This window comes from Pseudomonas sp. SDO55104_S430 (assembly GCF_054070595.1).
Genome location: NZ_JBSVXG010000034.1, coordinates 14,820 through 38,914, shown reverse-complemented (window position 1 = coordinate 38,914; position 24,095 = coordinate 14,820). Strand labels below are relative to the sequence as shown.

20 protein-coding genes are annotated in these 24,095 nt (G+C 61.4%); 7 read left to right on the top strand and 13 right to left on the bottom strand.

Annotated elements, in window-relative coordinates; all coding sequences use genetic code 11:
• Nucleotides 1–60 precede the first annotated feature (60 nt).
• From ACW9JE_RS09150 to ACW9JE_RS09140, 3 genes are all read right to left on the bottom strand, one after another.
• Nucleotides 61–1,305 carry a lipoprotein-releasing ABC transporter permease subunit gene (locus ACW9JE_RS09150; RefSeq protein ID WP_224533875.1) on the bottom strand — a complete coding sequence of 415 codons (1,245 nt, stop codon included), beginning with the start codon at nt 1,303–1,305 and terminating at the stop codon, nt 61–63.
• Nucleotides 1,306–1,372: 67 nt separating this feature from the next.
• Entirely contained in the window at nt 1,373–2,056 is a 684-nt protein-coding gene (gene lolD / locus ACW9JE_RS09145) for a lipoprotein-releasing ABC transporter ATP-binding protein LolD (RefSeq protein ID WP_224533876.1), read from the bottom strand.
• A gap of 7 nt (nt 2,057–2,063) precedes the next feature.
• Entirely contained in the window at nt 2,064–3,314 is a 1,251-nt protein-coding gene (locus ACW9JE_RS09140; RefSeq protein ID WP_224533877.1) for a lipoprotein-releasing ABC transporter permease subunit, read from the bottom strand.
• A 94-nt stretch (nt 3,315–3,408) separates the two neighbouring features.
• Here ACW9JE_RS09140 and ACW9JE_RS09135 point away from each other — a divergent pair, with 94 nt between their 5' ends.
• Entirely contained in the window at nt 3,409–3,990 is a 582-nt protein-coding gene (locus ACW9JE_RS09135) for a PilZ domain-containing protein (RefSeq protein ID WP_457432560.1), read from the top strand.
• Nucleotides 3,991–4,004: 14 nt separating this feature from the next.
• The gene (locus ACW9JE_RS09130) at nt 4,005–4,727 is read left to right on the top strand and encodes a glycerophosphodiester phosphodiesterase (protein ID WP_224533879.1); all 723 of its coding nucleotides are present in this window, start codon (nt 4,005–4,007) and stop codon (nt 4,725–4,727) included.
• A gap of 42 nt (nt 4,728–4,769) precedes the next feature.
• Here the strand turns inward: ACW9JE_RS09130 and sthA are convergent, their stop codons facing one another.
• From sthA to ACW9JE_RS09110, 4 genes are all read right to left on the bottom strand, one after another.
• Nucleotides 4,770–6,164 (bottom strand): Si-specific NAD(P)(+) transhydrogenase, encoded by a 1,395-nt coding sequence (gene sthA, locus ACW9JE_RS09125; protein WP_020798487.1) that lies wholly within the window; start codon nt 6,162–6,164, stop codon nt 4,770–4,772.
• A gap of 207 nt (nt 6,165–6,371) precedes the next feature.
• Nucleotides 6,372–7,358, bottom strand: coding sequence for an FAD:protein FMN transferase (locus ACW9JE_RS09120; RefSeq protein ID WP_457432561.1), 987 nt, complete (start codon nt 7,356–7,358; stop codon nt 6,372–6,374).
• Nucleotides 7,359–7,613: 255 nt separating this feature from the next.
• Nucleotides 7,614–9,077, bottom strand: a complete 1,464-nt coding sequence (locus tag ACW9JE_RS09115) for a glyceraldehyde-3-phosphate dehydrogenase (protein WP_224533881.1) — start codon at nt 9,075–9,077, stop codon at nt 7,614–7,616.
• A gap of 98 nt (nt 9,078–9,175) precedes the next feature.
• Nucleotides 9,176–9,328, bottom strand: a complete 153-nt coding sequence (locus ACW9JE_RS09110; RefSeq protein ID WP_457432559.1) for a hypothetical protein — start codon at nt 9,326–9,328, stop codon at nt 9,176–9,178.
• A 111-nt stretch (nt 9,329–9,439) separates the two neighbouring features.
• On the opposite strand from ACW9JE_RS09110, the gene mfd reads away from it, so the two are divergent.
• From mfd to ACW9JE_RS09095, 3 genes are read left to right on the top strand one after another with little or no spacing between them, the layout of a single operon-like run.
• Nucleotides 9,440–12,889 (top strand): transcription-repair coupling factor, encoded by a 3,450-nt coding sequence (mfd, locus tag ACW9JE_RS09105; protein ID WP_457432558.1) that lies wholly within the window; start codon nt 9,440–9,442, stop codon nt 12,887–12,889.
• 10 nt (nt 12,890–12,899) lie between these two features.
• Nucleotides 12,900–13,466 carry a CsiV family protein gene (locus ACW9JE_RS09100; RefSeq protein WP_457432557.1) on the top strand — a complete coding sequence of 189 codons (567 nt, stop codon included), beginning with the start codon at nt 12,900–12,902 and terminating at the stop codon, nt 13,464–13,466.
• Between the two features lie 11 nt (nt 13,467–13,477).
• Nucleotides 13,478–16,171: an SNF2-related protein gene (locus ACW9JE_RS09095; protein WP_457432556.1), complete on the top strand. Its 2,694-nt coding sequence runs from the start codon at nt 13,478–13,480 to the stop codon at nt 16,169–16,171.
• Between the two features lie 143 nt (nt 16,172–16,314).
• Here ACW9JE_RS09095 and ACW9JE_RS09090 read toward each other — a convergent pair whose 3' ends face one another.
• The 3 genes from ACW9JE_RS09090 to psrA form a co-directional block, all read right to left on the bottom strand.
• On the bottom strand, nt 16,315–17,052 hold the full coding sequence (locus tag ACW9JE_RS09090) for an S-methyl-5'-thioinosine phosphorylase (RefSeq protein ID WP_457432555.1): 738 nt from the start codon (nt 17,050–17,052) through the stop codon (nt 16,315–16,317).
• Nucleotides 17,053–17,064: 12 nt separating this feature from the next.
• Complete coding sequence (gene nagZ, locus ACW9JE_RS09085) at nt 17,065–18,063, bottom strand: beta-N-acetylhexosaminidase (protein ID WP_224533919.1); 999 nt, start codon at nt 18,061–18,063, stop codon at nt 17,065–17,067.
• Nucleotides 18,064–18,233: 170 nt separating this feature from the next.
• Nucleotides 18,234–18,941: a transcriptional regulator PsrA gene (psrA, locus tag ACW9JE_RS09080; protein WP_175377992.1), complete on the bottom strand. Its 708-nt coding sequence runs from the start codon at nt 18,939–18,941 to the stop codon at nt 18,234–18,236.
• A gap of 229 nt (nt 18,942–19,170) precedes the next feature.
• On the opposite strand from psrA, the gene lexA reads away from it, so the two are divergent.
• Nucleotides 19,171–19,779: a transcriptional repressor LexA gene (lexA, locus tag ACW9JE_RS09075; protein WP_457432554.1), complete on the top strand. Its 609-nt coding sequence runs from the start codon at nt 19,171–19,173 to the stop codon at nt 19,777–19,779.
• 10 nt (nt 19,780–19,789) lie between these two features.
• The gene (gene sulA / locus ACW9JE_RS09070) at nt 19,790–20,269 is read left to right on the top strand and encodes an SOS-induced cell division inhibitor SulA (protein ID WP_224533887.1); all 480 of its coding nucleotides are present in this window, start codon (nt 19,790–19,792) and stop codon (nt 20,267–20,269) included.
• Between the two features lie 83 nt (nt 20,270–20,352).
• Here sulA and ACW9JE_RS09065 read toward each other — a convergent pair whose 3' ends face one another.
• From ACW9JE_RS09065 to topA, 3 genes are all read right to left on the bottom strand, one after another.
• Nucleotides 20,353–20,586 (bottom strand): hypothetical protein, encoded by a 234-nt coding sequence (locus ACW9JE_RS09065; RefSeq protein ID WP_224533888.1) that lies wholly within the window; start codon nt 20,584–20,586, stop codon nt 20,353–20,355.
• A gap of 155 nt (nt 20,587–20,741) precedes the next feature.
• Nucleotides 20,742–21,266 carry a DUF6586 family protein gene (locus ACW9JE_RS09060; RefSeq protein WP_224533889.1) on the bottom strand — a complete coding sequence of 175 codons (525 nt, stop codon included), beginning with the start codon at nt 21,264–21,266 and terminating at the stop codon, nt 20,742–20,744.
• A 125-nt stretch (nt 21,267–21,391) separates the two neighbouring features.
• On the bottom strand, nt 21,392–24,019 hold the full coding sequence (gene topA, locus ACW9JE_RS09055) for a type I DNA topoisomerase (protein WP_224533890.1): 2,628 nt from the start codon (nt 24,017–24,019) through the stop codon (nt 21,392–21,394).
• Between the last annotated feature and the right edge of the window lie 76 nt (nt 24,020–24,095).

Here is a 24,095-nt window from a genome sequence, read left to right as displayed (position 1 = left end):
TACAGTGTTTTGCGTGAGTGCTGTAGGAGCGAGGCTTGCCCGCGAAGGCGATTTCAGAGATTACGAATACCGCAACGCATGCGCAGGCTCAACCTTCGCCGCCCGCCACGCCGGATAAACCGTGGCCAAAAAGCTCATCACAAACCCCGCCGTGCAGATCAACGCCACATCCCCACCCTGCAACTCGGAAGGCAGGTTGCTGACGAAATACACATCGGAACTGAAGATGTGCTGGCCGGTAACCCGCTCGACCCAACCCACCATCTCGCTGACGTTCAACGCCGCAATCACCCCGAGGATGCCGCCGATCAGCGTGCCAACGATCCCGATCACCGTGCCCTGAACCATGAAGATCGCCATGATCTGCCGTGGTGTGGCGCCGATGGTGCGCAGGATCGCGATGTCCGCGCCCTTGTCGTTCACCACCATGATCAGAGTCGCGATGATGTTGAACGCCGCTACAGCGACGATCAGCAGCAACAACAGACCGATCATGGTCTTTTCCATTTTCATCGCGCTGAACAGGCTGCCCTGGGTGTGGGTCCAGTCGTCAGCCTTGTACGCCTCGCCCAGGCCCGTGGCGATGGCGCTCGAGACCTGAGGCGCCGCGTACAGGTCCTTCACCGCCAGGCGCACGCTCTGCACCTGATTCGGCTCCCAGTGCTGCATCTGCGCGGCGTCCGCGACATGGATCAGCGCCATAGAACCGTCCAGCTCGGCACCGACCTTGAACACGCCGACCACATTCAAGCGCTGCATGCGCGGAGTGATGCCGCCCGGCGCGGTGCTGACTTCCGGCACGATCAGAGTGATCTTGTCGCCGACGTTCAGGCGGAAGCGGCGCGCGGTGATCTCGCCGATCACCACACCGAATTCACCCGGCTTCAAGGCATCCAGACGCCCCTGAACGATGTGCTTGGCAACGATGGACACCTGACCTTCCAGCGCCGGATCGACGCCGCTGACCTGGATCGGCTGCATCGTGCCCTTGTAGGAGAGCATGCCTTCCATTTCGGTGAACGGTACGGCCGCCGTAACTTCCGGATTTTTCATCGCGGCCGCCGCGACCGGTTGCCAATCGTCAATCGGGTTGACTCCAACGATGGTCGCGTGGGGCACCATGCCGAGGATGCGCGAGCTCATTTCGCGCTGGAAGCCGTTCATCACCGACAACACCACGATCATCGCCAGCACGCCCAGGGCGAGGCCGATCATCGAGGTCATCGAGATAAAGGAGACAAAGCGATTGCGGCGCTTGGCGCGGGTATAGCGCGTGCCGATAAAGATCGATAACGGTCTGAACATTCGCTGGGGCACCGTATAAAAACAAAAAGACCCGACGCACTGTTCAGTCACGTCGGGTTTCGACCAGTCAGATAGGCGTCAGGCGACCTTCCTGCAAATGCAGGACGCGGTCCATCTGGCGAGCCAGGTTCATGTCGTGGGTCACGACCAGGAACGCCGTGCGCATCGAGGTGCTGAGTTCCAGCATCAACTCCTGAATGCCTTCGGCCGTGTGCAGATCGAGGTTGCCGGTCGGCTCGTCGAGCATTACCAGGCCAGGCTTGTTCACCAGCGCACGGGCGATGGCCACGCGCTGGCGTTCGCCACCGGACAACTCAGCCGGCTTGTGCTCCAGGCGATGGCCCAGCCCTACCCGCTCCAGCAACGCGGTGGCCCGCTGGCGCGCTTCCGGGATCGCGGTCTTGCCGATCAGCAGCGGCATGCAGACGTTTTCCAGCGCGGTGAACTCGGGCAGCAAGTGGTGGAACTGGTAGACGAAGCCCAGCGCACGGTTACGCAGCAGGCCGCGCTTCTTCTCGCTCAGGGCCGACAGTTCTTCACCGTCGAGCCAGACGCTGCCCTGGGTTGGCGTGTCGAGGCCGCCGAGCAGGTTGAGCAAGGTACTTTTGCCCGAGCCCGACTTGCCGATGATCGCCACGCGCTCGCCCGGGTGCAGCTCCAGCTGCAGACCGGCCAGCACTTCCACCGACTCCGGGCCTTCCTCGTAGGACTTGCCCAGGTTGCGGCAGCTCAGGATTGCTTTATCACTCATGCGCGACTCACTCATAACGTAGCGCCTCCGCCGGCTGGGTGCGCGCGGCACGCCAGGCTGGATACAGGGTGGCGAGGAAACTCAGGACCAACGCCGCGGAGCAGACCATGATCACGTCCTGGCTCTGCACCTGCGACGGCAGGTAATCGATGAAGTACACATCGGCGTTGAGGAACTTGTGACCGATCAGGCCTTCGAGCGCCGAGATCGCGGCGCTGACATTCAGCGCGGCGAAGATCCCGAGCACCGCGCCGATGGCGGTACCGACCACGCCGATCACCGTGCCCTGGACCATGAACGTGCGCATGATGGTCCCCGGCGTGGCGCCGAGGGTACGCAGGATCGCGATGTCGCTCTTCTTGTCATTGACCACCATCACCAGTGTGGAAATGATGTTGAACGCGGCGACGGCGACGATCAGCAGCAACAGCAGGCCGATCATGGCTTTTTCCATGCGGATCGCCTGATACAGGTTGCCGTGGGTGCGGGTCCAGTCCCGGGCGTAGTAATGATCTTCGCCCAGTTCACGGGCGATGTTCCACGCGGTGCGCGGCGCCTGGAACAGATCGTCGAACTTCAGGCGAATGCCCTGGACCTGATCCGGCTTCCAGCGATGCAGGCGCGCCAGATCCTGAAGATTGGTGATGCCCAGGTAGCCGTCGATTTCTCCGGCGCCGACATGGAAGATGCCGACCACAGTGAAGCGCTTCATGCGCGGGAACATCCCGGCCGGGGTCACGGTGACTTCCGGCGCGACGAAGGTCAGCTTGTCGCCGATGGCCGCACCGAGCTTGGCCGCCGCCTTGTCGCCGATGACGATACCGAACTCGCCGGGCTTGAGGTCGTCGAGTTTGCCCTGCTGCATGAAGTTATCGATGATCGAAACCTGACGCTCCAGCGCCGGGTCGATGGCATTGAGCAGGACCTTGGAAACCTTGCCGTTATTGGTCAGCAAACCCTGCATTTGCGTAAACGGCGCCACGGCCGTGACCTGCGGGTTCTGCTTGACCTTGGTGGCGAGACCCTGCCAGTCGCTGATCGGCTCGGCGGACTCGATGGTCGCGTGGGGCACCATGCCCAGCACACGGGTGCGCATCTCATGATCGAAGCCGTTCATCACCGATAGCACCACGATCATCACGACCACGCCCAGAGCGAGCCCGATCATCGAAGTCAGGGAAATGAATGACACGAAGTGATTGCGACGCTTTGCACGGGTGTAACGCGTGCCGATAAATACGAAGAGAGGTCTGAACATGTCGGGGCTTGTTCGGAGGGAAAAGGAACGTCCTTGTGGCGGGGGTCGATAACCAGCTTTACACTCAGACCACCGCCGCTACCATGGGTTCGCCATGTCGACATTAGATGAAGAAGATCGCCGCGAATACTACCGTATCGAGGACATGATCGCACTGGAAATTCGGCCCCTGTCCGCCGCCGAGGCCGCAGGCCAGGAAGTGTTGCAGGATGCTTCCCCACTCTTCAATCTGCTCAGCGAATTGCACCTGAGCGAATTCGAGTCGCAACACCTGTTGCGCCAGATCAGCGAACGCGACCGCAACCTCGCTGCCTTTCTCAAATCCCAGAACAAACGCATCGATCTGCTTAGCCAGGTGATCGCCATCACCGTGCTTGGCCAGATCGGCGAGCCGCAGCCGGTGGTCGTTTCCGAGGGCGGCCTCGAGTTCCGGCACCCTACCCCGATTGCAGCCGACTCACTCCTGTCGGTCAAGCTGGTGCTGATGCCCCAGGCCCTTGGCCTGTTGCTGCGCGCCCGCGTCATCCACTGCGACCGCAAGGGCGAGAGCTACGACGTCGGCACCGAGTTCGAACACCTGACCGATGCCCAGCGCCAACTGCTCGCCCGCCACATCTTGCAAAAGCAGGCCCAGGAACGACGTCTGGCCCGCGAACAACTCGACTCAGGCATTTAAATTAAGGAAGAACCGTGACCCTCATCTACGGCCATCGCGGCGCCAAGGGCGAAGCACCGGAAAACACCCTGACCAGCTTTCAGGAATGTCTCAAGCACGGCGTACGCCGCTGCGAACTGGACCTGCACCTGTCCATGGATGGCGAGCTGATGGTCATCCACGACCCGACGCTCAAGCGCACCACCGACCGGCGCGGCAAGGTCGTGGAGCACACGGCGGCGGAGCTCAAGACCTACGACGCGCGCAAGGGCGGCCCGGGCTGGATCAAGCCATGTCCGATTCCGACGCTGGAAGAACTGTTCGAAAAATGCGATTTCGAGCACTGGCAACTGGAGGTCAAGAGCGCTTCACGCACCCGCGCGGCGACCACTGTGCTGGCGATTCGTGAAATGGCGCAGCGTCACGGCCTGCTGGACAAGGTAACCATCACCTCGAGTTCACGGGAGGTATTGAAAGCCGCACTGGATCTGGTGCCGGATGTGTCCCGCGGACTGGTAGCCGAATACGCCTGGCTCGACCCGTTGAAGGTCGCGGCAAGCTATGGCTGCGAGATTCTGGCGCTGAACTGGACCCTGTGTACGCCGGAACGCCTGCAGAAGGCGCAGCGTCAGGGGCTGCATGTGTCGGTGTGGACCGTCAACGAGCCTGCGCTGATGCGCAGACTCGCCGACTTCGGCGTTGACAGCCTGATTACAGACTTTCCCGGTTTGGCCACTGCCACCCTCGAGAATTGCTGAAATCGGTCTCCCCGGCCGGCTCAGGCCACCGGCCGGAGCCGCTCAAAAAAGCCGGTTGAGGCCGTCGTATGCCGCTACCCGGTAGGCTTCGGCCATGGTCGGGTAGTTGAACGTCGTGTTGACGAAATACTTCAGGGTGTTGAGCTCGCCCGGCTGGTTCATGATCGCCTGGCCGATGTGCACGATCTCCGAAGCCTGGTAGCCGAAGCAGTGCACGCCCAGCACTTCCAGAGTTTCGCGGTGGAACAGGATCTTCAGCATGCCTTGCGGCTCGCCGGCGATCTGCGCGCGCGCCATGCTCTTGAAGAAGGCCTTGCCCACTTCGTACGGCACCTTCGCCTGGGTCAGTTCCTGCTCGTTCTTGCCGATCGAGCTGATCTCCGGAATGGTGTAGATGCCGGTCGGCACGTCATTCACGAAACGCCAGCTGCCGTTGTCGACAATGCTGCCAGCGGCCGAACGGCCCTGGTCGTGGGCGGCACTGGCCAGGCTCGGCCAGCCGATCACATCTCCCGCGCCGTAAATGTTCTGGATGCCGGTACGGTAGTTTTCGTCGACTTCGATCTGGCCACGGCTGTTGACCTTCACGCCGATGTTTTCCAGACCCAGCTGATCGGTGTTGCCGGTACGGCCGTTACACCAGAGCAAGGCGTCGGCCTTGATCTTCTTGCCGGACTTGAGGTGCAGGATCACGCCGTTGTCCACGCCTTCGACGCGGTCGTACTCTTCGTTGTGGCGAACGGTGATGTTGTTGTTGCTGAAGTGGTAGCTCAGCGCCTGGGAAATTTCCGAGTCGAGGAAGCTCAGCAACTGACCACGGTTGTCCACCAGCTCGACCAGAACCCCCAGACCGCTGAAGATCGAGGCGTATTCGCAACCGATCACACCGGCGCCGTAGACGATCAGTTTGCGCGGGGTGTGGCCCAGGCTGAGGATGGTGTCGCTATCGTAGATACGCGGGTGGTGGAAATCGATGTCGGCCGGGCGATACGGGCGCGAGCCGGTGGCGATGATGATGTGCTTGGCCACCAGTTTCTCGACCACGCCGTTGGCGCAGACCACTTCGATGGTTTGCTCGTCGGCGAAGCTGCCGGTCCCGAAGAACACGTCGACGCGGTTACGGGCGTAGTAGCCGGTACGCGAGGCGACTTGTTTGGAGATGACTTTCTCGGCGCTTTTGAGCACGTCCGGGAACGAGAACCAGCGCGGCTCACCAATGGCCCGGAACATCGGGTTGGTGTTGAACTGCATGATCTGCCGGACCGAGTGACGCAGGGCCTTGGACGGGATGGTACCCAGGTGGGTGCAGTTGCCGCCGACCTGGCGACGGCTATCGACCATCGCCACCTTGCGCCCTGCCTTGGCGGCGTTCATTGCCGCGCCTTCTCCCGCCGGACCGGAACCCAGCACCACCACGTCGTAGTTGTAGACAGCCATGCGTACTCCTCAGAACAGGCCGCGGCGCCATCGGCACCTGCGGCTAAATCACGCCAGTCAGTGGCGTGAAGGAACAATTTGGGGCCAATACAGAACCCGGACACAGTCTATAGAAGCGTCATCGCCGCGCACATTAACCCTTGGTCGCGTCGTAGGCTAGTTTTGCCTGCACGACAACGCCAGCCTTCGATGCTCGAATCGCCGCAATCACTCGGTTTTGCCGCCGGCGAGGCGCTCGAAAGCGTGACTGGTTCGTGTGACGAATCCTGTATCGGCACGAATCACAAAAAATGCGCCGATATCGTGTTTTTCCGCGTAATCCCAACCGCGCTCCGGGCCGAGAATCAGCAACAGCGTCGACAGGCCATCGGCCAACACCGCTGAAGGATGAATCACCGTGACGGACGCCAGGGTGTGCGAGACCGGCGCACCGGTGCGGGCATCGAAGGTATGGGAATAACGCTGGCCGTCCTGATTGAAGTAATTGCGGTAATCGCCTGAGGTGGACAGGCCGTAACCGTCGATGGCGACAATGCGCTCGGCGACCTGTTGATCGTCGCGTGGTTCTTCCAAAGCAATACGCCACGGCGAGCCGTCGAGTTTTCTGCCTGCAGCCTTGAGTTCGCCGGTAGCTTCGGCCAGGTAATTGTGGATGCCCAGCGCTTCGAGCCTGGCCGCGATCAGGTCCACCGCGTAGCCGGCGGCGATGCTGTTGAAATCGACTTCCACGGCGGCGTCCTTGCACAACTGGTCACCGTCGATACGCAGATGCGCATGGCCGACGCGCTGCCGGGTTTCGGACAGCGCCTGCGCTGTGGGGATTTTTTCTTCGCGAGCCTGGGGACCGAATCCCCAGAGATTGAGCAGCGGCTCCACCGTCAGATCAAACGAGCCGTCGCTCTGCACCGACAGCTGCTCGCCGACGCGGACCAGCTCGAGGACTGATGCGGGCATCTGCTGACAGTGGTTCGCGGGCAGCTGATTGAAGCGTTCGATATCGGAGTCGCTGCGATAGGTCGAGAGTTGGCGGTCGACATCGGCCAGGATCTTTTCCACTTCGGCCTGAACCAACGCAGGCTTGGGCAGACCGGCGTGACGCACGTACTTGATCGAATAGGTGCTACCCATGGTCGGGCCGCCGAAGCTTTCCATGGCGTCGTCGTTGCCGCAGGCGGACAACGCGCCCGCAAGCACCAGGAAAACACCCCATCGCCCTATCAACAAATGCCCCTCCTGACACCCCACCAAAGCCAGCCATTATGCAATACAACTGTGGGAGCGGGCTTGCTCGCGAATGCGGTGTGTCAGTCAGGAGTGATGTTGACTGGCACACCGCATTCGCGAGCAAGTCGAATCGTCGCACCGCCGCTCCCACATTTTAGAATGCGTGAACTCTACAAACAAAAACGCCCCGAACAAGTCGGGGCGTTTTCATTCAGCAGCTGAAGCTTAGCGCGGGAACGACGGCGGGTTCACACCAGCCATGTCTTCCATCACGCGAACCACCTGGCAGCTGTAACCGAATTCGTTGTCGTACCAGACGTACAGAACGACGCGGTTATCCTGGGTGATGGTTGCTTCGGCATCCACGACGCCAGCGTGGCGCGAGCCAACGAAGTCGGTGGAAACCACTTCCTGGGAGCTGACGTAGTCGATCTGCTTGTGCAGATCCGAGTGCATGGCCATCTGGCGCAGGTACTCGTTGATTTCGTCGCGGGTAGTGGCCTTTTCCAGGTTCAGGTTCAGGATGGCCATCGACACGTTCGGCGTAGGTACGCGAATCGCGTTGCCGGTCAGCTTGCCCTTGAGCACTGGCAGTGCCTTGGCGGCTGCGGTGGCGGCACCGGTCTCGGTGATTACCATGTTCAGCGGCGCGGCGCGGCCACGACGGCTGCCCTTGTGGAAGTTGTCGATCAGGTTCTGGTCGTTGGTGAACGAGTGAACGGTTTCGACGTGACCGTTGACGATGCCGTATTGATCGTTGACTGCCTTGAGCACCGGCACGATGGCGTTGGTGGTGCAGGAAGCGGCCGAGATGATCTTGTCGTCAGGGGTGATTTCGCCATGGTTGATGCCGTGAACGATGTTCTTCAGCGCGCCCTTGCCAGGTGCGGTGAGGATCACGCGGGCAGCGCCCGGGCAGGCCAGGTGCTGGCCCAGGCCGTCGGCGTCACGCCATACACCGGTGTTGTCGACGATCAGAGCGTTTTCGATGCCGTACTGGGTGTAGTCGACTTCGGCCGGGCTCTTGGCGTAGATCACCTGGATCAGGTTGCCGTTGGCGGTGATGGTGTTGTTGGCTTCATCGATGGTGATGGTGCCATCGAACGGACCATGGACCGAGTCGCGGCGCAGCAGGCTGGCACGCTTGACCAGGTCGTTCTCGGAACCCTTGCGGACAACGATGGCGCGCAGACGCAGGCCGTCGCCACCACCGGTTTTCTCGATCAGGATGCGCGCCAGCAGGCGGCCGATACGACCGAAGCCGTAAAGGACAACGTCGGTGCCTTTGCGAGCGGAGGCGTTCTGCTGACCAACGACGTCGGCCAGTTCTTCACGGACGAACTGCTCGGCAGTACGGCCATTGCCTTCGGACTTGAATTTGGAAGCCAGCTTGCCCAGGTCTACCGAAGCGGCGCCGAGCTTGAGCTCGCTCATCGCCTTTAGCAGCGGGAATGTTTCGTGGACGGACAGTTCGGTGTCGTCGGACTGACGGTGACGAGCAAAGCGGTGAGCTTTGAGAATCGCGATGACTGAACGGTTGATCAGGCTGCGGCCATAGATCGAGCTCACCACGTTGTTGTTGCGGTAGAGCTGACCGATAAGCGGAATCATCGCTTCTGCGAGTGCTTCACGGTCGATCCATTCACCAAGACACTGGTCGGGCTTCTGAGTCACGGGAACCTTCCACATGTAGGGGCAGAAAAAAGGGGCTACATTATGCCGCCGAGTGCAACGCGTAGCAATGCGCGCTTGTCGTACAGCCCGTAACATTTTTCCGTTCAAAAAAATCACGCCAGGCTGAAACCCAGTAAAACCGGGCCTTTCAGCATCGTCAATTTTTTGGGAACAGCGCAGCCTTGTCCGTAACCATCCGTAACACCCGTTGTTTTTGCCACTACATAATCAACGATTTTCAGCAAAAAACCGCCCGATTTTGTCATTACCACTACATTTCGCCCCAGCCGCGTAATAGACACATCAGCAACTGACAGCCGGCATCACAGACCGCTACAATTACCGACTTTGTCGCAACGCTTGGAGCTCAACCTTCCGTGCCCGTTCTGCGTCTACCGCATCTTCCTGCCGCGGCAGGTAAACAGCATTGGGGCAACCTGCCCGGTGCCTCCCTGAGCCTTGCCATCGCCGAGGCCGCCAGCGCTGCGAAGCGCTTTACCCTGCTGCTTACCGCCGATAGCCAGAGTGCCGAACGGCTGGAGCAGGAGCTGGGCTTCTTCGCCCCGGATTTGCCCGTGCTGCATTTCCCCGACTGGGAAACCCTGCCCTACGATCTGTTCTCGCCGCACCAGGACATCATTTCCCAGCGCATCGCCAGCCTGTATCGCCTGCCGGAACTGGCCCACGGCGTGCTGGTGGTGCCGATCACCACCGCCCTGCACCGCCTGGCGCCGACCAAGTTCCTGCTCGGCAGCAGCCTGGTGCTGGATGTCGGGCAGAAGCTCGACGTGGAGCAGATGCGCACCCGGCTTGAAGCCACCGGTTACCGCTATGTCGATACCGTGTACGAACACGGCGAGTTCACGGTCCGTGGCTCGCTGATCGACCTGTTCCCGATGGGCAGCAAACTGCCTTATCGCATCGACCTGTTCGACGACGAAATCGAAACCCTGCGCACCTTCGATCCGGAGAACCAGCGCTCCATCGACAAGGTCGATTCGGTCAAGCTGCTGCCGGCCAAGGAATTCCCGCTGCAGAAAGAAGCCGTGACCCGCTTCAAGGCGCGGTTCCGCGAGCGCTTCGACGTCGACTTCCGGCGCTGCCCGATCTTTCAGGATTTGAGCAGCGGGATTACCCCCGCCGGCATCGAGTACTACCTGCCGCTGTTCTTCGAGGAAACCTCGACCCTGTTCGATTACCTGCCCCAGGACACCCAGGTGTTCTCGTTGCCGGGCATCGAGCAGGCGGCGGAAAACTTCTGGAACGATGTGCGCAATCGTTACGAAGAACGGCGCGTCGACCCTTCTCGTCCTTTATTGCCGCCCGCCGAGCTGTTCCTGCCGGTGGAAGACTGCTTCGCGCGCCTCAAGAGCTGGCCGCGAGTGGTGGCCAGCCAGCAGGACGTGGAAACCGGCGGTGGCCGCGAACGTTTCCCGGCGCGGGAACTGCCGAACCTGGCCATCGAGGCCAAGGCCACCCAGCCGCTGGCGGCACTGTCGGAATTCCTCGACCAGTTCCCCGGACGCATTCTGTTCACCGCCGAGTCCGCGGGCCGGCGCGAAGTGCTGCTGGAATTGCTCGAGCGCCTGAAGCTGCGGCCGAAGACCGTCGACAGCTGGCCGGACTTTGTCACCGGCAAGGATCGCCTGGCGATCACCATCGCGCCGCTGGATGAAGGTTTGCTGCTGGACGACCCGGCCCTGGCGCTGGTCGCCGAGAGCCCGTTGTTCGGCCAGCGCGTGATGCAGCGCCGTCGCCGCGAAAAACGCGCCGACGCCAACAACGATGCGGTGATCAAGAACCTCACCGAGCTGCGCGAAGGCGCGCCGGTGGTGCATATCGATCACGGCGTCGGTCGCTACCTGGGCCTGGCGACGCTGGAAATCGACAACCAGACCGCCGAGTTCCTCGCCCTGGAATACGCCGAGGGCGCCAAGCTCTACGTGCCGGTGGCCAACCTGCACCTGATCGCGCGTTACACCGGTAGCGACGACGCCCTGGCGCCACTGCATCGCCTGGGCTCCGAGACCTGGCAGAAAGCCAAGCGCAAGGCCGCCGAACAGGTGCGCGACGTGGCCGCCGAACTGCTGGACATTTATGCCCGCCGCGCGGCCCGCGAAGGCTATGCCTTCACCGACCCGAAAGCCGATTACGCCACCTTCAGCGCCGGCTTCCCGTTCGAAGAAACCCCCGATCAGCAAACCGCCATCGAAGCCGTGCGCGAAGACATGCTCGCGCCGAAACCGATGGACCGGCTGGTCTGCGGCGACGTCGGCTTCGGCAAGACCGAAGTGGCGATGCGTGCGGCGTTCATCGCCGTCCATGGCGGCCGGCAAGTGGCGATTCTGGTGCCCACCACCCTGCTCGCCCAGCAGCACTACAACAGCTTCCGCGACCGCTTCGCCGACTGGCCGGTGACTGTGGAAGTGATGAGCCGCTTCAAGTCGGCCAAGGAAGTGAATGCCGCCGTGGCCGATCTGGCCGAAGGCAAGATCGACATCGTCATCGGCACCCACAAGCTGCTGCAGGACGATGTGAAAATCAAAAACCTGGGGCTGGTGATCATCGACGAAGAACACCGCTTCGGTGTGCGCCAGAAAGAACAGCTCAAGGCCCTGCGCAGCGAAGTCGACATTCTTACCCTGACCGCCACGCCGATTCCGCGCACGCTGAACATGGCGGTCTCGGGCATGCGCGACCTGTCGATCATCGCCACGCCGCCGGCCCGTCGCCTGTCCGTGCGTACCTTCGTGATGGAACAGAACAAGAGCACGGTCAAGGAAGCGCTGCTGCGTGAATTGCTGCGTGGCGGCCAGGTCTACTACCTGCACAACGACGTGAAGACCATCGAGAAGTGTGCCGCCGACCTGGCCGAACTGGTGCCGGAAGCGCGGATCGGCATCGGCCACGGGCAGATGCGCGAGCGCGAACTCGAACAGGTGATGAGCGACTTCTACCACAAGCGCTTCAACGTGCTGATCGCTTCGACCATCATCGAGACCGGCATCGACGTGCCGAGCGCCAACACCATCATCATCGAGCGTGCCGACAAGTTCGGCCTGGCGCAGTTACACCAGTTGCGCGGCCGGGTCGGACGCAGTCACCACCAGGCTTACGCCTACCTGCTGACGCCGCCGCGCCAGCAAATCACTCCGGACGCAGAGAAGCGCCTGGAGGCGATCGCCAATACCCAGGACCTCGGCGCAGGCTTCGTGCTCGCCACCAACGACCTGGAAATCCGCGGCGCTGGCGAGTTGCTCGGCGATGGCCAGAGCGGACAGATCCAGGCCGTCGGCTTCACCCTGTACATGGAAATGCTCGAGCGCGCCGTGAAGGCGATCCGCAAGGGCGAGCAACCGAATCTCGACCAGCCGCTGGGTGGCGGTCCGGAAGTCAACCTGCGTGTACCGGCGCTGATTCCCGAGGACTACCTGCCGGACGTTCATGCCCGTCTGATTCTCTACAAGCGCATCGCTTCGGCCACCGACGAGGAAGGCCTCAAGGACCTGCAAGTGGAGATGATCGACCGTTTCGGCCTGCTGCCGGAGCCGACCAAGAACCTGATGCGCATCACCGCCCTGAAATTGCAGGCCGAAGTGCTGGGCATCAAGAAAGTCGACGGTGGTCCGCAGGGCGGTCGTGTCGAGTTCGCGGCGCAGACCCCGGTCGACCCCCTGACGCTGATCAAACTGATCCAGAGCCAGCCAAAACGCTACAAATTCGAAGGCGCCACGATCTTCAAGTTCATGGTTCCGATGGAGCGCCCGGAAGAGCGCTTTAATACGTTAGAGGCGCTGTTCGAGCGCCTCATCCCGAAAACTGCTTGAAGGACGCCGCATGCGCCTGTTTCGCTCGTTGACTGTATTGATGGCATTGGCCGCTCCTTCGGTATTCGCCGATGACCTGTATCAGGTTGAAATGATTCTGGTGCGGCAGAACGCCGTGCCGGCGATCGTCAGCCGCGCCGCGCCTGAAGACTGGGATGCCGGCGCGCAACGCCTCAACCCCGACAGCCTGCGTACCCCGAGCCTGAACGGCGAGGTGGAAAAGCTCACCGCCAGCAATGAATACACGGTGTTGCTGCACAAGGCCTGGCAACAGAACCTTGGCGAGCAGGCCAGCAAGGTGGCGATCAGCGACGGCAAGGAACAGTTCGGCCAATTTCCGATCGAGGGCACATTGAGCATCAAACAGGGCCGTTTCACCGACGTCGAAGCCGATTTCTGGGTCAACCAGATCGACAACGACGGCCTGGTCACCGCCAGCGAGCGCCTGAAGACCGACAGCCACACCAAAAACGGGCAGCTGAACTTCCTCGACGCCGGCCATCTCGGCCTGCTGATCAAGATCACCTCGCTGACCGCCCCTGCGCCTCGGCCAGTCCCCGAAGAAATTCCGGACTGATTGAGCCCCCTATGTCCGCGACCCTGAGCAAACCCCTGGCACCCTCCTGGGTCAGCCGATTCAAGGAACAGAGCCTGGAGCGCGGCCGACGCTACGCGCTGGAAAACCGCGTCAGGATCGTCGAAGCCGGCGACGCCACCATCGTCGCCGCATGCGAAGGCTCTGGCGGTAACGTTTACCGTCAGACCATTCGCCTGCGAGAGTCGGCCAAAGGCACGTTGCTGATGATCGACGCCACCTGCTCCTGCCCCGTCCACAGTAACTGCAAACATTGCGCGGCGGTCTTGCTGCAAGTGCAGGAAACCCTCAATTACCCGGCGGCCGCCAAGGACGCCGAGCTGCTGGAAAAGCTTCAGGCCGTGCTGGAAAACCGCAGCCCGAAAGCGCCGCCGCAAGTGCTGGTGGATAACGTACAGCCGGTGCCGCGCCTGTGGCTGGCAAGCATCGAGTTCAGCGCCTTCGAACCACGCAACGGGCGGATGCAGCGTTACATCCAGCACCGCGCGGCGCTGTCTTTCAGTTATCTGGACGAATACGTCTCCGGGCAGAAAAACTCCGACATCCTGATTCGTCAGGAGACACAGACGCTGCGGATAAAACGTCACCCGGAAGTGGAACAGTCCTACAGGGAACAACTGCGCATTCTCGGTTTCAGGATCGCCACCCGGCAGAGCAAGGCTTTGCCTGAAAGCGCTGGCGAACTGTACGAGATGGTCAACGACAGCGCCTGGCTGACCTTCACCCTCAACGAACTGCCGAAGCTGCGCACCCAGGGCTGGGAGTTGCAGATCAACGAGGACTTCGGTTTCGACCTGACGGCGGTGGACGACTGGTACGCCACGGTCGAGCAGGCGCCGGAGCGCGACTGGTTCGACCTGGAACTGGGCATCATCGTCAACGGCGAACGCCTGAGCCTGTTGCCGATCCTGTTGAACCTGATGCGCTCGCACACGGAGATCCTCAACCCGGAGCGCCTGGCCCGTCGTCGCGATGACGAGCTGATCCTGGTGAACATCCCCAATCGCCCGAACTCCGAGCACGGCCCGCTGCAGGTCGCCCTGCCCTTCGGCCGTTTGAAACCGGTGCTGGCGACCCTCGGTGAGTTCTATCTGCAAGAACCCGGCGAAACCACGCTGCGCCTGAGCCGGGCCGACGCCACGCGCCTGAACTCGCTGGAAGACCTGCCACTGCTCTGGGAAGGCGGCGATCAGATCCGCACCTTTGCCCAGCGCCTGCGAGACATCAAGGACTACACCGCCAGCGTGCCGGAAGGCCTGAACGCGACCTTGCGCCCGTATCAGCTGGAAGGCCTGAGCTGGATGCAGTCGCTGCGTCAGCTGGAGGTCGGCGGGATCCTCGCCGACGACATGGGCCTGGGCAAAACCCTGCAAACCCTGGCCCATGTGCTCAGCGAAAAGAACGCCGGACGCCTCGACCGGCCGTGCATGGTGGTGATGCCCACCAGCCTGATCCCCAACTGGCTCGACGAAGCCGCGCACTTCACCCCGCAGCTCAAGGTGCTGGCGCTGTACGGTGCCAGTCGCAAGAAGCATTTCGACAACCTTGCCGACTACGACCTGATCCTGACCACCTACGCGCTGTTGCCCAAGGATGTCGAAGCCCTGGCCAAGCAGCCGCTGCACGTGCTGGTACTGGATGAGGCGCAATACATCAAGAACCCGGGCAGCAAGGCCGCGCAGGCCGCCCGCGAACTCAACGCACGCCAGCGCCTGTGCCTGAGTGGCACGCCGCTGGAAAATCACCTGGGTGAGCTGTGGTCGCTGTTTCACTTCCTGCTGCCGGGCTGGCTTGGGGATGTGAAGAGCTTCAATCGCGATTACCGGGTGCCGATTGAAAAGCGCACCAGCGAAGTCAGACTTCAGCACCTCAACGGTCGGATCAAACCGTTCCTGTTGCGTCGGACCAAGGAACAGGTCGCCACCGAGCTGCCGCCGAAAACCGAAATCATTCACTGGGTCGAGCTCAACGAAGCCCAGCGCGATGTGTACGAAACCATGCGCCTGGCCATGGACAAGAAAGTTCGCGACGAGATCACCCGCAAAGGCGTGGCCCGCAGCCAGATCATCATCCTCGAGGCGCTGCTGAAACTGCGCCAGGTGTGCTGTGACCTGCGTCTGGTGAATGATGCCGCCCTGCCCGCCCGCGGCAGCACTTCGGGCAAGCTCGACAGCCTGATGGAAATGCTTGAGGAGTTGTTTGAAGAAGGCCGGCGCATCCTGCTGTTCTCGCAGTTCACCTCGATGCTGTCCTTGATCGAGGACGAGCTGAACAAACGCGGCGTGGCCTACGCCCTGCTGACCGGGCAGACCCGCGACCGGCGTACGCCGGTGAAGGATTTCCAGAGCGGCAATCGTCAGATCTTTCTGATCAGCCTGAAGGCCGGCGGCGTCGGCTTGAACCTGACCGAAGCCGACACCGTGATCCATTACGACCCGTGGTGGAACCCGGCAACCGAGCACCAGGCCACCGACCGCGCCTATCGCATCGGCCAGGAAAAACCGGTGTTCGTCTACAAGCTGATTGCCCGTGGCACAGTGGAAGAGAAGATTCAGCTACTGCAAAAAGAAAAATCCGACCTCGCGGCCGGTGTTCTGGATGGGCGTCAGGCTGGGGACTGGAAGTTGCAGAGCGATGATATCGAGGCGCTGTTTGCGCCGTTGCCGGATAAGCTCGAAAAGCGCTGAGGCTTGTGGGGCCCGATAGATTGCTTTCGCGGGCAAGCCTCGCTCCCACAGGTTTTGTGTCGATCCTGATATTTGTGATCGACATCAAAACCTGTGGGAGCGTGGCTTGCCCGCGAAGAATTCAACTCGGTGATCAGCCGAACTCAGCCCTTGAGTACCCGAGCCAGCGTCGACTTCACCTTGCCCATTCCGCCAAGCAGCGCCTGTTCGATCTCGGCCATGGTGATCACCGACGTCGACTTGCCCGCCGCCGGATTCACCACCAGCGCCAGGCAGGCGTAATCCAGCTCCAGCTCACGGGCCAATGTCGCTTCCGGCATTCCGGTCATGCCGACGATGTCGCAACCATCACGCTCCAGACGGGCGATCTCGGCAACGGTTTCCAGACGCGGGCCCTGGGTGCAGGCGTACACACCCTGCGCGCTGTAATCGACACCTTCGGCCGCCAGCGCCGCGATCAACCGCTGGCGCAGTGGTTCGCTGTACGGATAGCTGAAATCGATGTGGGTGACCTGCTCCAGGTCATCAGCGAAGTAGGTGTGCTGACGACCGTAGGTGTAGTCGATCAACTGATGCGGTACGCAGAAATGTCCGATGCCCATCGCCGCATGAATCCCGCCCACCGCATTCACCGCCAGAATCGCCTCGGCGCCTGCCTGTTTCAACGCCCAGAGGTTGGCGCGGTAGTTCACCTGGTGCGGCGGGAAACGGTGCGGATGACCGTGACGGGCAAGGAACAGCACTTCCTTGCCCGCGTACTCGCCGATCTGCACCTCGGCCGACGGCGTGCCGTACGGTGTGTCGACCATCAGGGACTGACGAATACTCAAGCCTTCGAGTTGAGTCAGGCCAGTGCCACCGATAATCGCGTAAACCGTCATGGCAGCCTGTCCTCAGTCAATCAATTGAGCTTCTTTGAGCGAACCAACGGCGGCCAGCCAGCGAGGATCCTGACGGTAGTCGGTGCAGGCATGCGCCTGACCGCGCATCCGCGCGATGCGCGCCGACGGCTTGACCTTCAGGCGTTGCGCGGCGCTCAGCGCCAGCTCCGCGGCAGCGCGATCGTTACACACCAGGCCCATGTCGCAGCCGGCCGTCAGCGCCGCCTCGATGCGGCTGGCGGCATCGCCCACCACATGCGCGCCGGCCATGGACAGGTCGTCGCTGAAGATCACTCCGTCAAATTGCAGCTCGCCGCGCAGGATGTCCTGCAACCAGCGACGGGAGAAGCCGGCGGGTTGCGCATCGACCTGTGGATAAATCACGTGAGCCGGCATGACGGCGGCCAGTTGCTTGCTCAGTTTGGCGAACGGCACCAGATCCTTGGCGCGGATCTCGTCGAGACTACGCTCGTCATTCGGGATCGCCACGTGGGAATCGGCCTCGGCCCAGCCATGACCCGGGAAATGCTTGCCGGTTGCGGCCATGCCGGCGCTGTTCATGCCGCGTATGAAGGCGCCGGCCAGCAGCGCGGCGCGCTCCGGATCACCTTCGAACGAGCGGGTGCCGACCACGGCGCTGCGCTGGTGATCGAGGTCCAGCACCGGGGCGAAGCTCAGGTCCAGGCCGACGGCCAGGACTTCGGTGGCCATGATCCAGCCACATTGCTCGGCCAGGTATTCGGCGTTGGGGTTGTCGGCAATGGCGCGCATGGCCGGCAGACGCACGAAGCCCTGACGCAGGCGCTGGACCCGCCCGCCTTCCTGATCCACGGCCAGCAGCAGATCAGGGCGAATGGCGCGAATTGCCGCGCTCAACTCGCGAACCTGGCGCGGATGCTCGATGTTGCGGGCAAAAATGATCAGGCCGCCCACTTCGGGCTGGCGCAACAATTGGCGATCTTCGGCCGTCAGCCAGGTACCGGCGACGTCCACCATCAACGAGCCTTGCAGGCCAGCAGTCATAGAGATTCCTTGATAACGAAAAATCCGCCTCTCACGGATTCGCCGCCGTGGGCTGTGCCCGGCAGGTCGGCGATATCAGTGGGAAGCGGATTCAGAACGAGAGTCGGCATGGGCGGCTAGCTTAACGGATGTCAGCTGCCGCGCCCACCCGTGCAGGGTCAAACCTTGGCGGCGACCTGTGTCGATTTGCTACGTGGACGCAATTGCGCCGCGGCCATGGCAGCGTCGGTGACGCCGGTCTCGGCGCGCATGCCGGCGGCGAGAAACGGCACCATCAGGCGCATGACCTGCTCGATGGAGGTGTTCACACCGAAGTCGGTTTCGGCAATGGCACGCAATGCCTTGATACCCGACATGCTGAACGCAGCGGCACCGAGCATGAAGTGCACGCGCCAGAACAGCTCGATCGGCGGAATACGCGGCGCAGCCTCGTTTACCAGCATCATGTAACGGCGGAAAACCTTGCCGTACATGTCTTCCAGATAACGACGCAAATGCCCCTGGCTCTGGCTGAAGGCCAGGCCGAGCAAGCGCATGAAGATCGAGAGATCGTTGCCACTGCGGGGCTGCACCACCAGAGCCTGTTCGACCAGGATTTCCAGCAGTTCTTCGAGGGAAGGCTTGATTTCAGGTTTGGCCTGGCGCCGCTCCAGCTCTTTATCGAGGCTGATGCAGAATGGCCCGAGAAAACGCGAAAAGACCGCTTGAATCAGCGCCTTTTTCGATCCGAAGTGATAGTTCACCGCAGCCAGGTTGACACCGGCCTTGCTGGTGATCAGACGCAATGAGGTTTCGGCGAAACCTTTTTCCGCGAACAACTGCTCGGCAGCATCGAGAATGCGTTCAACGGTTTCCGACTGGGCCATGGCTACTCCGCCTGACAAACACTTGTTTGAAACATACGTTTCAAGCTATGTCTTGTCAAGTCTGGCAGTTCGTTTTGGGAATGGTCGGTCAGACATTTAACCATACAACCGCAAAGCTTCCATCCACCGGTTTCTCGACCGTCCGGCAGCCTGGAGAAAAAGGGGCATTGCCAAGACCGCTTCACTGTATATAATCCCAGTCACTGTATAAAAAAACAGAGCGATCAATATGCTAAAGCTGACGCCACGCCAAGCCGAGATTCTGGCTTTCATCAAACGCTGCCTGGAAGACAACGGCTACCCTCCGACCCGCGCGGAAATCGCTCAGGAACTGGGTTTCAAATCGCCAAACGCTGCTGAAGAACACCTCAAGGCGCTGGCCCGCAAGGGCGCCATCGAAATGACCCCGGGCGCGTCCCGCGGCATCCGTATCCCTGGCCTAGAAGCCAAGGCCGACGACTCCACCCTGCCCATCATCGGACGCGTAGCTGCCGGCGCACCGATCCTGGCCCAGCAGCACGTCGAAGAGTCCTGCAACATCAATCCTTCCTTCTTTCATCCCCGCGCCGACTATCTGTTGCGAGTGCACGGCATGAGCATGAAGGACGTGGGCATTTTCGACGGTGACCTGCTGGCCGTGCACACCACTCGCGAGGCCCGCAACGGCCAGATCGTGGTCGCGCGCATCGGCGATGAAGTGACCGTCAAGCGCTTCAAGCGTGACGGCAGCAAGGTCTGGCTGATCGCCGAGAACCCGGAACTCGCCCCTATCGAAGTGAACCTCAAGGATCAGGATCTGGTGATCGAAGGTTTGAGTGTCGGCGTCATTCGCCGCTAACGGAGGCTTTATGCATTTCCCGCACACATCACCACAGCAAGCCCAACTGCCGTTGCTGTTCGAGGCATTCCTGGCCCAGCCTCTGGCGCCGATCCTGGAGGAAGTGGTCGAGTCGCCCTGGAGCGCCGAACCCGAGGTCTTCAGTGAGCTGTCTCTACGTGGTGCGGCGGGGAATTGCCTGAACCTGCTGGCCCCGATCCTCAGGGAACTGAGCCAGGACAAGGACGCACGCTGGCTGACCCTGATCGCCCCGCCCGCCAGCGTGACCCAGGCGTGGCTTCGGGATGCCGGCCTCAATCGCGAACGCATCCTGCTGCTGCAACCGAGTGGCACCCAGAGCGCCCAGCAATTGACCTGCGAAGCCTTGCGTCTCGGTCGCAGTCATACAGTCGTCAGCTGGCTCAACCCGCTGAGCACCAGCGCGCGCCAACAACTGATCAGCGCCGCCCGGACCGGGGACGCACAAAGCCTGAATATTCGATTGGGTTAACGTCGCGCCTGAAACGGCGCAGGGCTTCTCCTGGGGCAGAGAAGCCGATCTGTGGCGGTATTGGCAGAAACCGACGGGCGGGATCAGTGCAGGACCCGCGGCCCCTCATCTTTTTCCAGTTCGCCTTCAACCAGGCGCCCGGCCATCTGCACACCAACGCTCAGCATCGCCTTGGCGACTTCGACATGCTGGCCTTGCAGGAACGCCTTGGCATCCTCCGAGAAATCCAAAGTAACCAGAGAACCCTCGTCCTCGGCCCTGCGCAGCTCGATTCGGCCGTCTGGTAACTCGACAATTTCTAAAAAGGACGTTGGCATAAAGGTGTGTTCTCCAGGAAAGGCGGGGATTATATAGCCATCAATCGGGCTTCGCTCGGGATCTTGACCAGCTGCCACCACGAAGAGAAATTTCCGACAACTCTCTTCCCTCGAATGGCAGCCTTTGCGTGCCGCCCGTCAAAGACCCCTGACCCTCAGCATTCGTTCAAGCCTTCTCGAAAACGCAGCGCCAGGCTCTTGAGGTTCTGGCGCCAGCTCTCCAGTTCTTCACGGCTCAACTCATCGGGCGTTTCTTCTTCGTCGAGGTTCACCGCCTGAATCAAAGGCTGCGTGACGTCGCCCTTGGGCTTGCGGGGCGCACGAGGCGGCTGGAACAGCGCCGAGTGGGCCGCGAGCAGTCTGGCCAGCCAGGTTTCTGGATTGTTGGCCAGCTCGATCATCTCGGCCAATTCGGGAATGGCGATGGTTTCCAGCACTTCCCGAGTCAGCAGCGTTTCCGCGCGCTGGGAATTGGCCTGTGGCAGGCGATAGAACCCGGCGATTTCATGGCACAGACCCAACAGGGCGCCATACAGATGAAACAACGCCGATTCGCGACCCGCCTGAATCAGCGCCAGGGAATTCATCGACCGCGCCTCTTCAGCCTTGGCCAGCGCTTCCAGCGAAAGGCCGGCAAAATAAATCTTCTGGTTGGTACGGGTATAGAGTTCGTGGGCCATGACGGCAGCCTCCACAACGAAATGATGCATCACGCAGGTCGAACAGTGTCGGGGATCAACCGAGTCCACCGCAAGCGCAAAAAAAGGCCGCATGGTGACATGCGGCCTTTTCGGTTCAGCTCAGATCAAGACTTTGCGGCAGGCCGCTTGTCTTCAACGGTCCACTTGCCACCGTCGTAATACGCTTTCCAGCCGGTCGGCTTGCCGTCGACTTCGGTCTGCACGTATTGCTCCTTGGTCTTGCGGCTGTAGCGGATCACCGCAGGCAGGCCATCCGGATCTTTCTTCGGTGCTTCACACAGGAAGTGATACTTCGGATCGATCTCGTCCTTGTGCGGGATGATCTCGGACACCAGCGGCGCACGGGTCTCGCGGTTTTTCGGGAACTGGCTGGCTGCCAGGAACAGGCCGGAAGCACCGTCGCGCAGGATGTAGGTGTCGTTGACCTTTTCGCATTTCAGCTCAGGCATCTTCACCGGGTCCATCTTCGGCGGCGCCGCATCACCGCTCTTCAGCAGTTTGCGGGTGTTCTTGCAGGTCGGGTTGGTGCAACCGAAGAACTTGCCGAAACGACCGGTCTTGAGTTGCATCTCGCTGCCACACTTGTCGCATTCCAGGCTCGGGCCTTCATAGCCCTTGATGCGATAAGTGCCCTCCTCGATCTCGTAGCCTGCGCAATCCGGGTTGTTACCGCAGATGTGCAGCTTGCGCTTCTCGTCGAGCAGATAGGCATCCATCGCCGTGCTGCAGATCGGGCAACGGTGTTTGCCACGCAGTACCAGCGATTCCGACTCACCTTCGTCGTCCGCGGCGATTTCATCGCCCGGCACCAGGTTGACGGTGGCCTTGCAGCGCTCTTTCGGTGGCAGGCTGTAGCCCGAGCAGCCGAGGAACACGCCGGTCGACGCGGTACGGATCTGCATCGGACGACCGCAGGTGGTGCACGGAATGTCGGTCATGACCGGCTGGTTGGCACGCATGCCGTTGTCCGGGCTCTCGGCCACTTCGAGCTTCTTCTTGAAGTCGCCGTAGAACTCGTCCAGTACGTTCTTCCAGTCGCGTTCGCCCTGGGCCACGTCATCGAGGTGCTCTTCCATGCCGGCGGTGAAGCCGTAGTCCATCAGGTTGGAGAAGCTCTCGGCCAGACGCTCGGTGACAATGTCGCCCATCTTTTCCGAGTAGAAACGACGGTTGTGCAGCGCCACGTAGCCGCGGTCCTGGATGGTGGAAATGATCGCCGCATAGGTCGAAGGACGACCGATACCGCGCTTTTCCATCTCCTTGACCAGGCTGGCTTCGGAGTAACGCGCCGGCGGCTTGGTGAAGTGCTGGGTCGGATCAAGCTGGATCAGCTTCATCGCATCGCCCTGGGCCATGTCCGGCAGCACGTCATCATCGCCCGGCTTGGCGATTTGCGGCATCACGCGGGTGTAGCCGTCGAACTTGAGGATACGGCCCTTGGCACGCAGCTCGAAGTCGCCGGCAGCGACGGTGACCGTAGTCGACAGGTATTGCGCAGGCAACATCTGGCAAGCGAGGAACTGGCGCCAGATCAGCTCGTAGAGACGCTCGGCATCGCGCTCCATGCCCGACAGCTTGGCCGGCGTGGTATTGGCGTCGGAAGGACGAATCGCTTCGTGAGCCTCTTGTGCGCCTTCCTTGCTGCTGTAGACGTTCGGAGTTTCGGGCAGGTACTTCTTGCCGAATTCGTCTTCAATATAAGTACGCGCCATCGCCACGGCATCGGCCGAGAGGTTGGTGGAGTCCGTACGCATATAAGTGATGTAGCCGGCTTCGTACAGACGCTGGGCCATCATCATGGTTTTCTTCACACCGAAGCCCAGGCGGTTGCTCGCGGCCTGTTGCAGGGTGGAGGTAATGAACGGTGCCGACGGCTTGCTGCTGGTCGGTTTGTCTTCACGCTTGACGATGCTGTAGCTGGAAGCCTTGAGCTTTTCCAGCGCGGCCATGGCCTGGGCTTCGTTCAGCGGCTTGAAGGCTTCGCCTTTCTCGCGAGCGACTTCGAAACGCACGGATGCGCCTTTGGCGGTGCCCAGGTCAGCGTGGACTTCCCAGTACTCTTCCGGGATGAACGCGCGGATTTCACGCTCACGCTCGACCACCAGCTTTACCGCAACCGACTGCACGCGACCGGCAGACAGGCCGCGAGCGATCTTGGCCCAGAGCAGCGGCGAAACCATGTAACCCACAACGCGGTCGAGGAAACGACGCGCCTGCTGGGCGTTTACACGGTCGATGTCCAGCTCGCCAGGCTCGGAGAAGGCTTCCTGGATGGCTTTCTTGGTGATTTCGTTGAACACCACCCGCTTGTAGCGGCTGTCGTCCCCACCGATGGCTTCGCGCAGGTGCCAGGCAATGGCTTCCCCCTCGCGATCCAAGTCGGTTGCGAGATAGATGGTGTCAGCATCCTTGGCGAGCCGGCGCAGCTCTTCGATGACCTTTTCCTTGCCTGGAAGGATCTCGTACTTGGCTTTCCAGCCATGATCGGGATCGACCCCCATGCGAGCGACCAGCTGCTTGCGTGCCTTTTCTTTCGGCGACAGCGCCGGCGCTTCGCCCCCAGCAGCCTTGCCGCGCTTGGCGGCAGGCTCTTTGGCGGCGCTAGCCGAACCGCTGGTGGGCAGGTCTCGGATATGGCCGATACTCGACTTCACCACGTATTGGTTGCCCAGATACTTGTTGATGGTCTTGGCCTTAGCCGGGGATTCCACAATGACCAGCGATTTGCCCATGGATCAGAAAATTCCTGAATTCTAGAAGTGAAAGGCGGTTGGCGCCTGACGCGGCACCGCTATATATAGTGGCTAC

Excerpts from the sequence above, each read along its gene's own strand:
- topA (WP_224533890.1), bottom strand. The coding sequence starts at position 24,019 with ATGGGCAAATCGCTGGTCATTGTGGAATCCCCGGCTAAGGCCAAGACC.
- ACW9JE_RS09060 (WP_224533889.1), bottom strand. The coding sequence starts at position 21,266 with ATGGCCCACGAACTCTATACCCGTACCAACCAGAAGATTTATTTTGCC.
- sulA (WP_224533887.1), top strand. The coding sequence starts at position 19,790 with ATGCATTTCCCGCACACATCACCACAGCAAGCCCAACTGCCGTTGCTG.
- ACW9JE_RS09135 (WP_457432560.1), top strand. The coding sequence starts at position 3,409 with ATGTCGACATTAGATGAAGAAGATCGCCGCGAATACTACCGTATCGAG.
- ACW9JE_RS09100 (WP_457432557.1), top strand. The coding sequence starts at position 12,900 with ATGCGCCTGTTTCGCTCGTTGACTGTATTGATGGCATTGGCCGCTCCT.
- ACW9JE_RS09095 (WP_457432556.1), top strand. The coding sequence starts at position 13,478 with ATGTCCGCGACCCTGAGCAAACCCCTGGCACCCTCCTGGGTCAGCCGA.
- ACW9JE_RS09110 (WP_457432559.1), bottom strand. The coding sequence starts at position 9,328 with ATGACAAAATCGGGCGGTTTTTTGCTGAAAATCGTTGATTATGTAGTG.
- ACW9JE_RS09140 (WP_224533877.1), bottom strand. The coding sequence starts at position 3,314 with ATGTTCAGACCTCTCTTCGTATTTATCGGCACGCGTTACACCCGTGCA.
- sthA (WP_020798487.1), bottom strand. The coding sequence starts at position 6,164 with ATGGCTGTCTACAACTACGACGTGGTGGTGCTGGGTTCCGGTCCGGCG.
- ACW9JE_RS09150 (WP_224533875.1), bottom strand. The coding sequence starts at position 1,305 with ATGTTCAGACCGTTATCGATCTTTATCGGCACGCGCTATACCCGCGCC.
- ACW9JE_RS09065 (WP_224533888.1), bottom strand. The coding sequence starts at position 20,586 with ATGCCAACGTCCTTTTTAGAAATTGTCGAGTTACCAGACGGCCGAATC.
- ACW9JE_RS09115 (WP_224533881.1), bottom strand. The coding sequence starts at position 9,077 with ATGTGGAAGGTTCCCGTGACTCAGAAGCCCGACCAGTGTCTTGGTGAA.
- lolD (WP_224533876.1), bottom strand. The coding sequence starts at position 2,056 with ATGAGTGATAAAGCAATCCTGAGCTGCCGCAACCTGGGCAAGTCCTAC.
- lexA (WP_457432554.1), top strand. The coding sequence starts at position 19,171 with ATGCTAAAGCTGACGCCACGCCAAGCCGAGATTCTGGCTTTCATCAAA.
- ACW9JE_RS09090 (WP_457432555.1), bottom strand. The coding sequence starts at position 17,052 with ATGACGGTTTACGCGATTATCGGTGGCACTGGCCTGACTCAACTCGAA.
- psrA (WP_175377992.1), bottom strand. The coding sequence starts at position 18,941 with ATGGCCCAGTCGGAAACCGTTGAACGCATTCTCGATGCTGCCGAGCAG.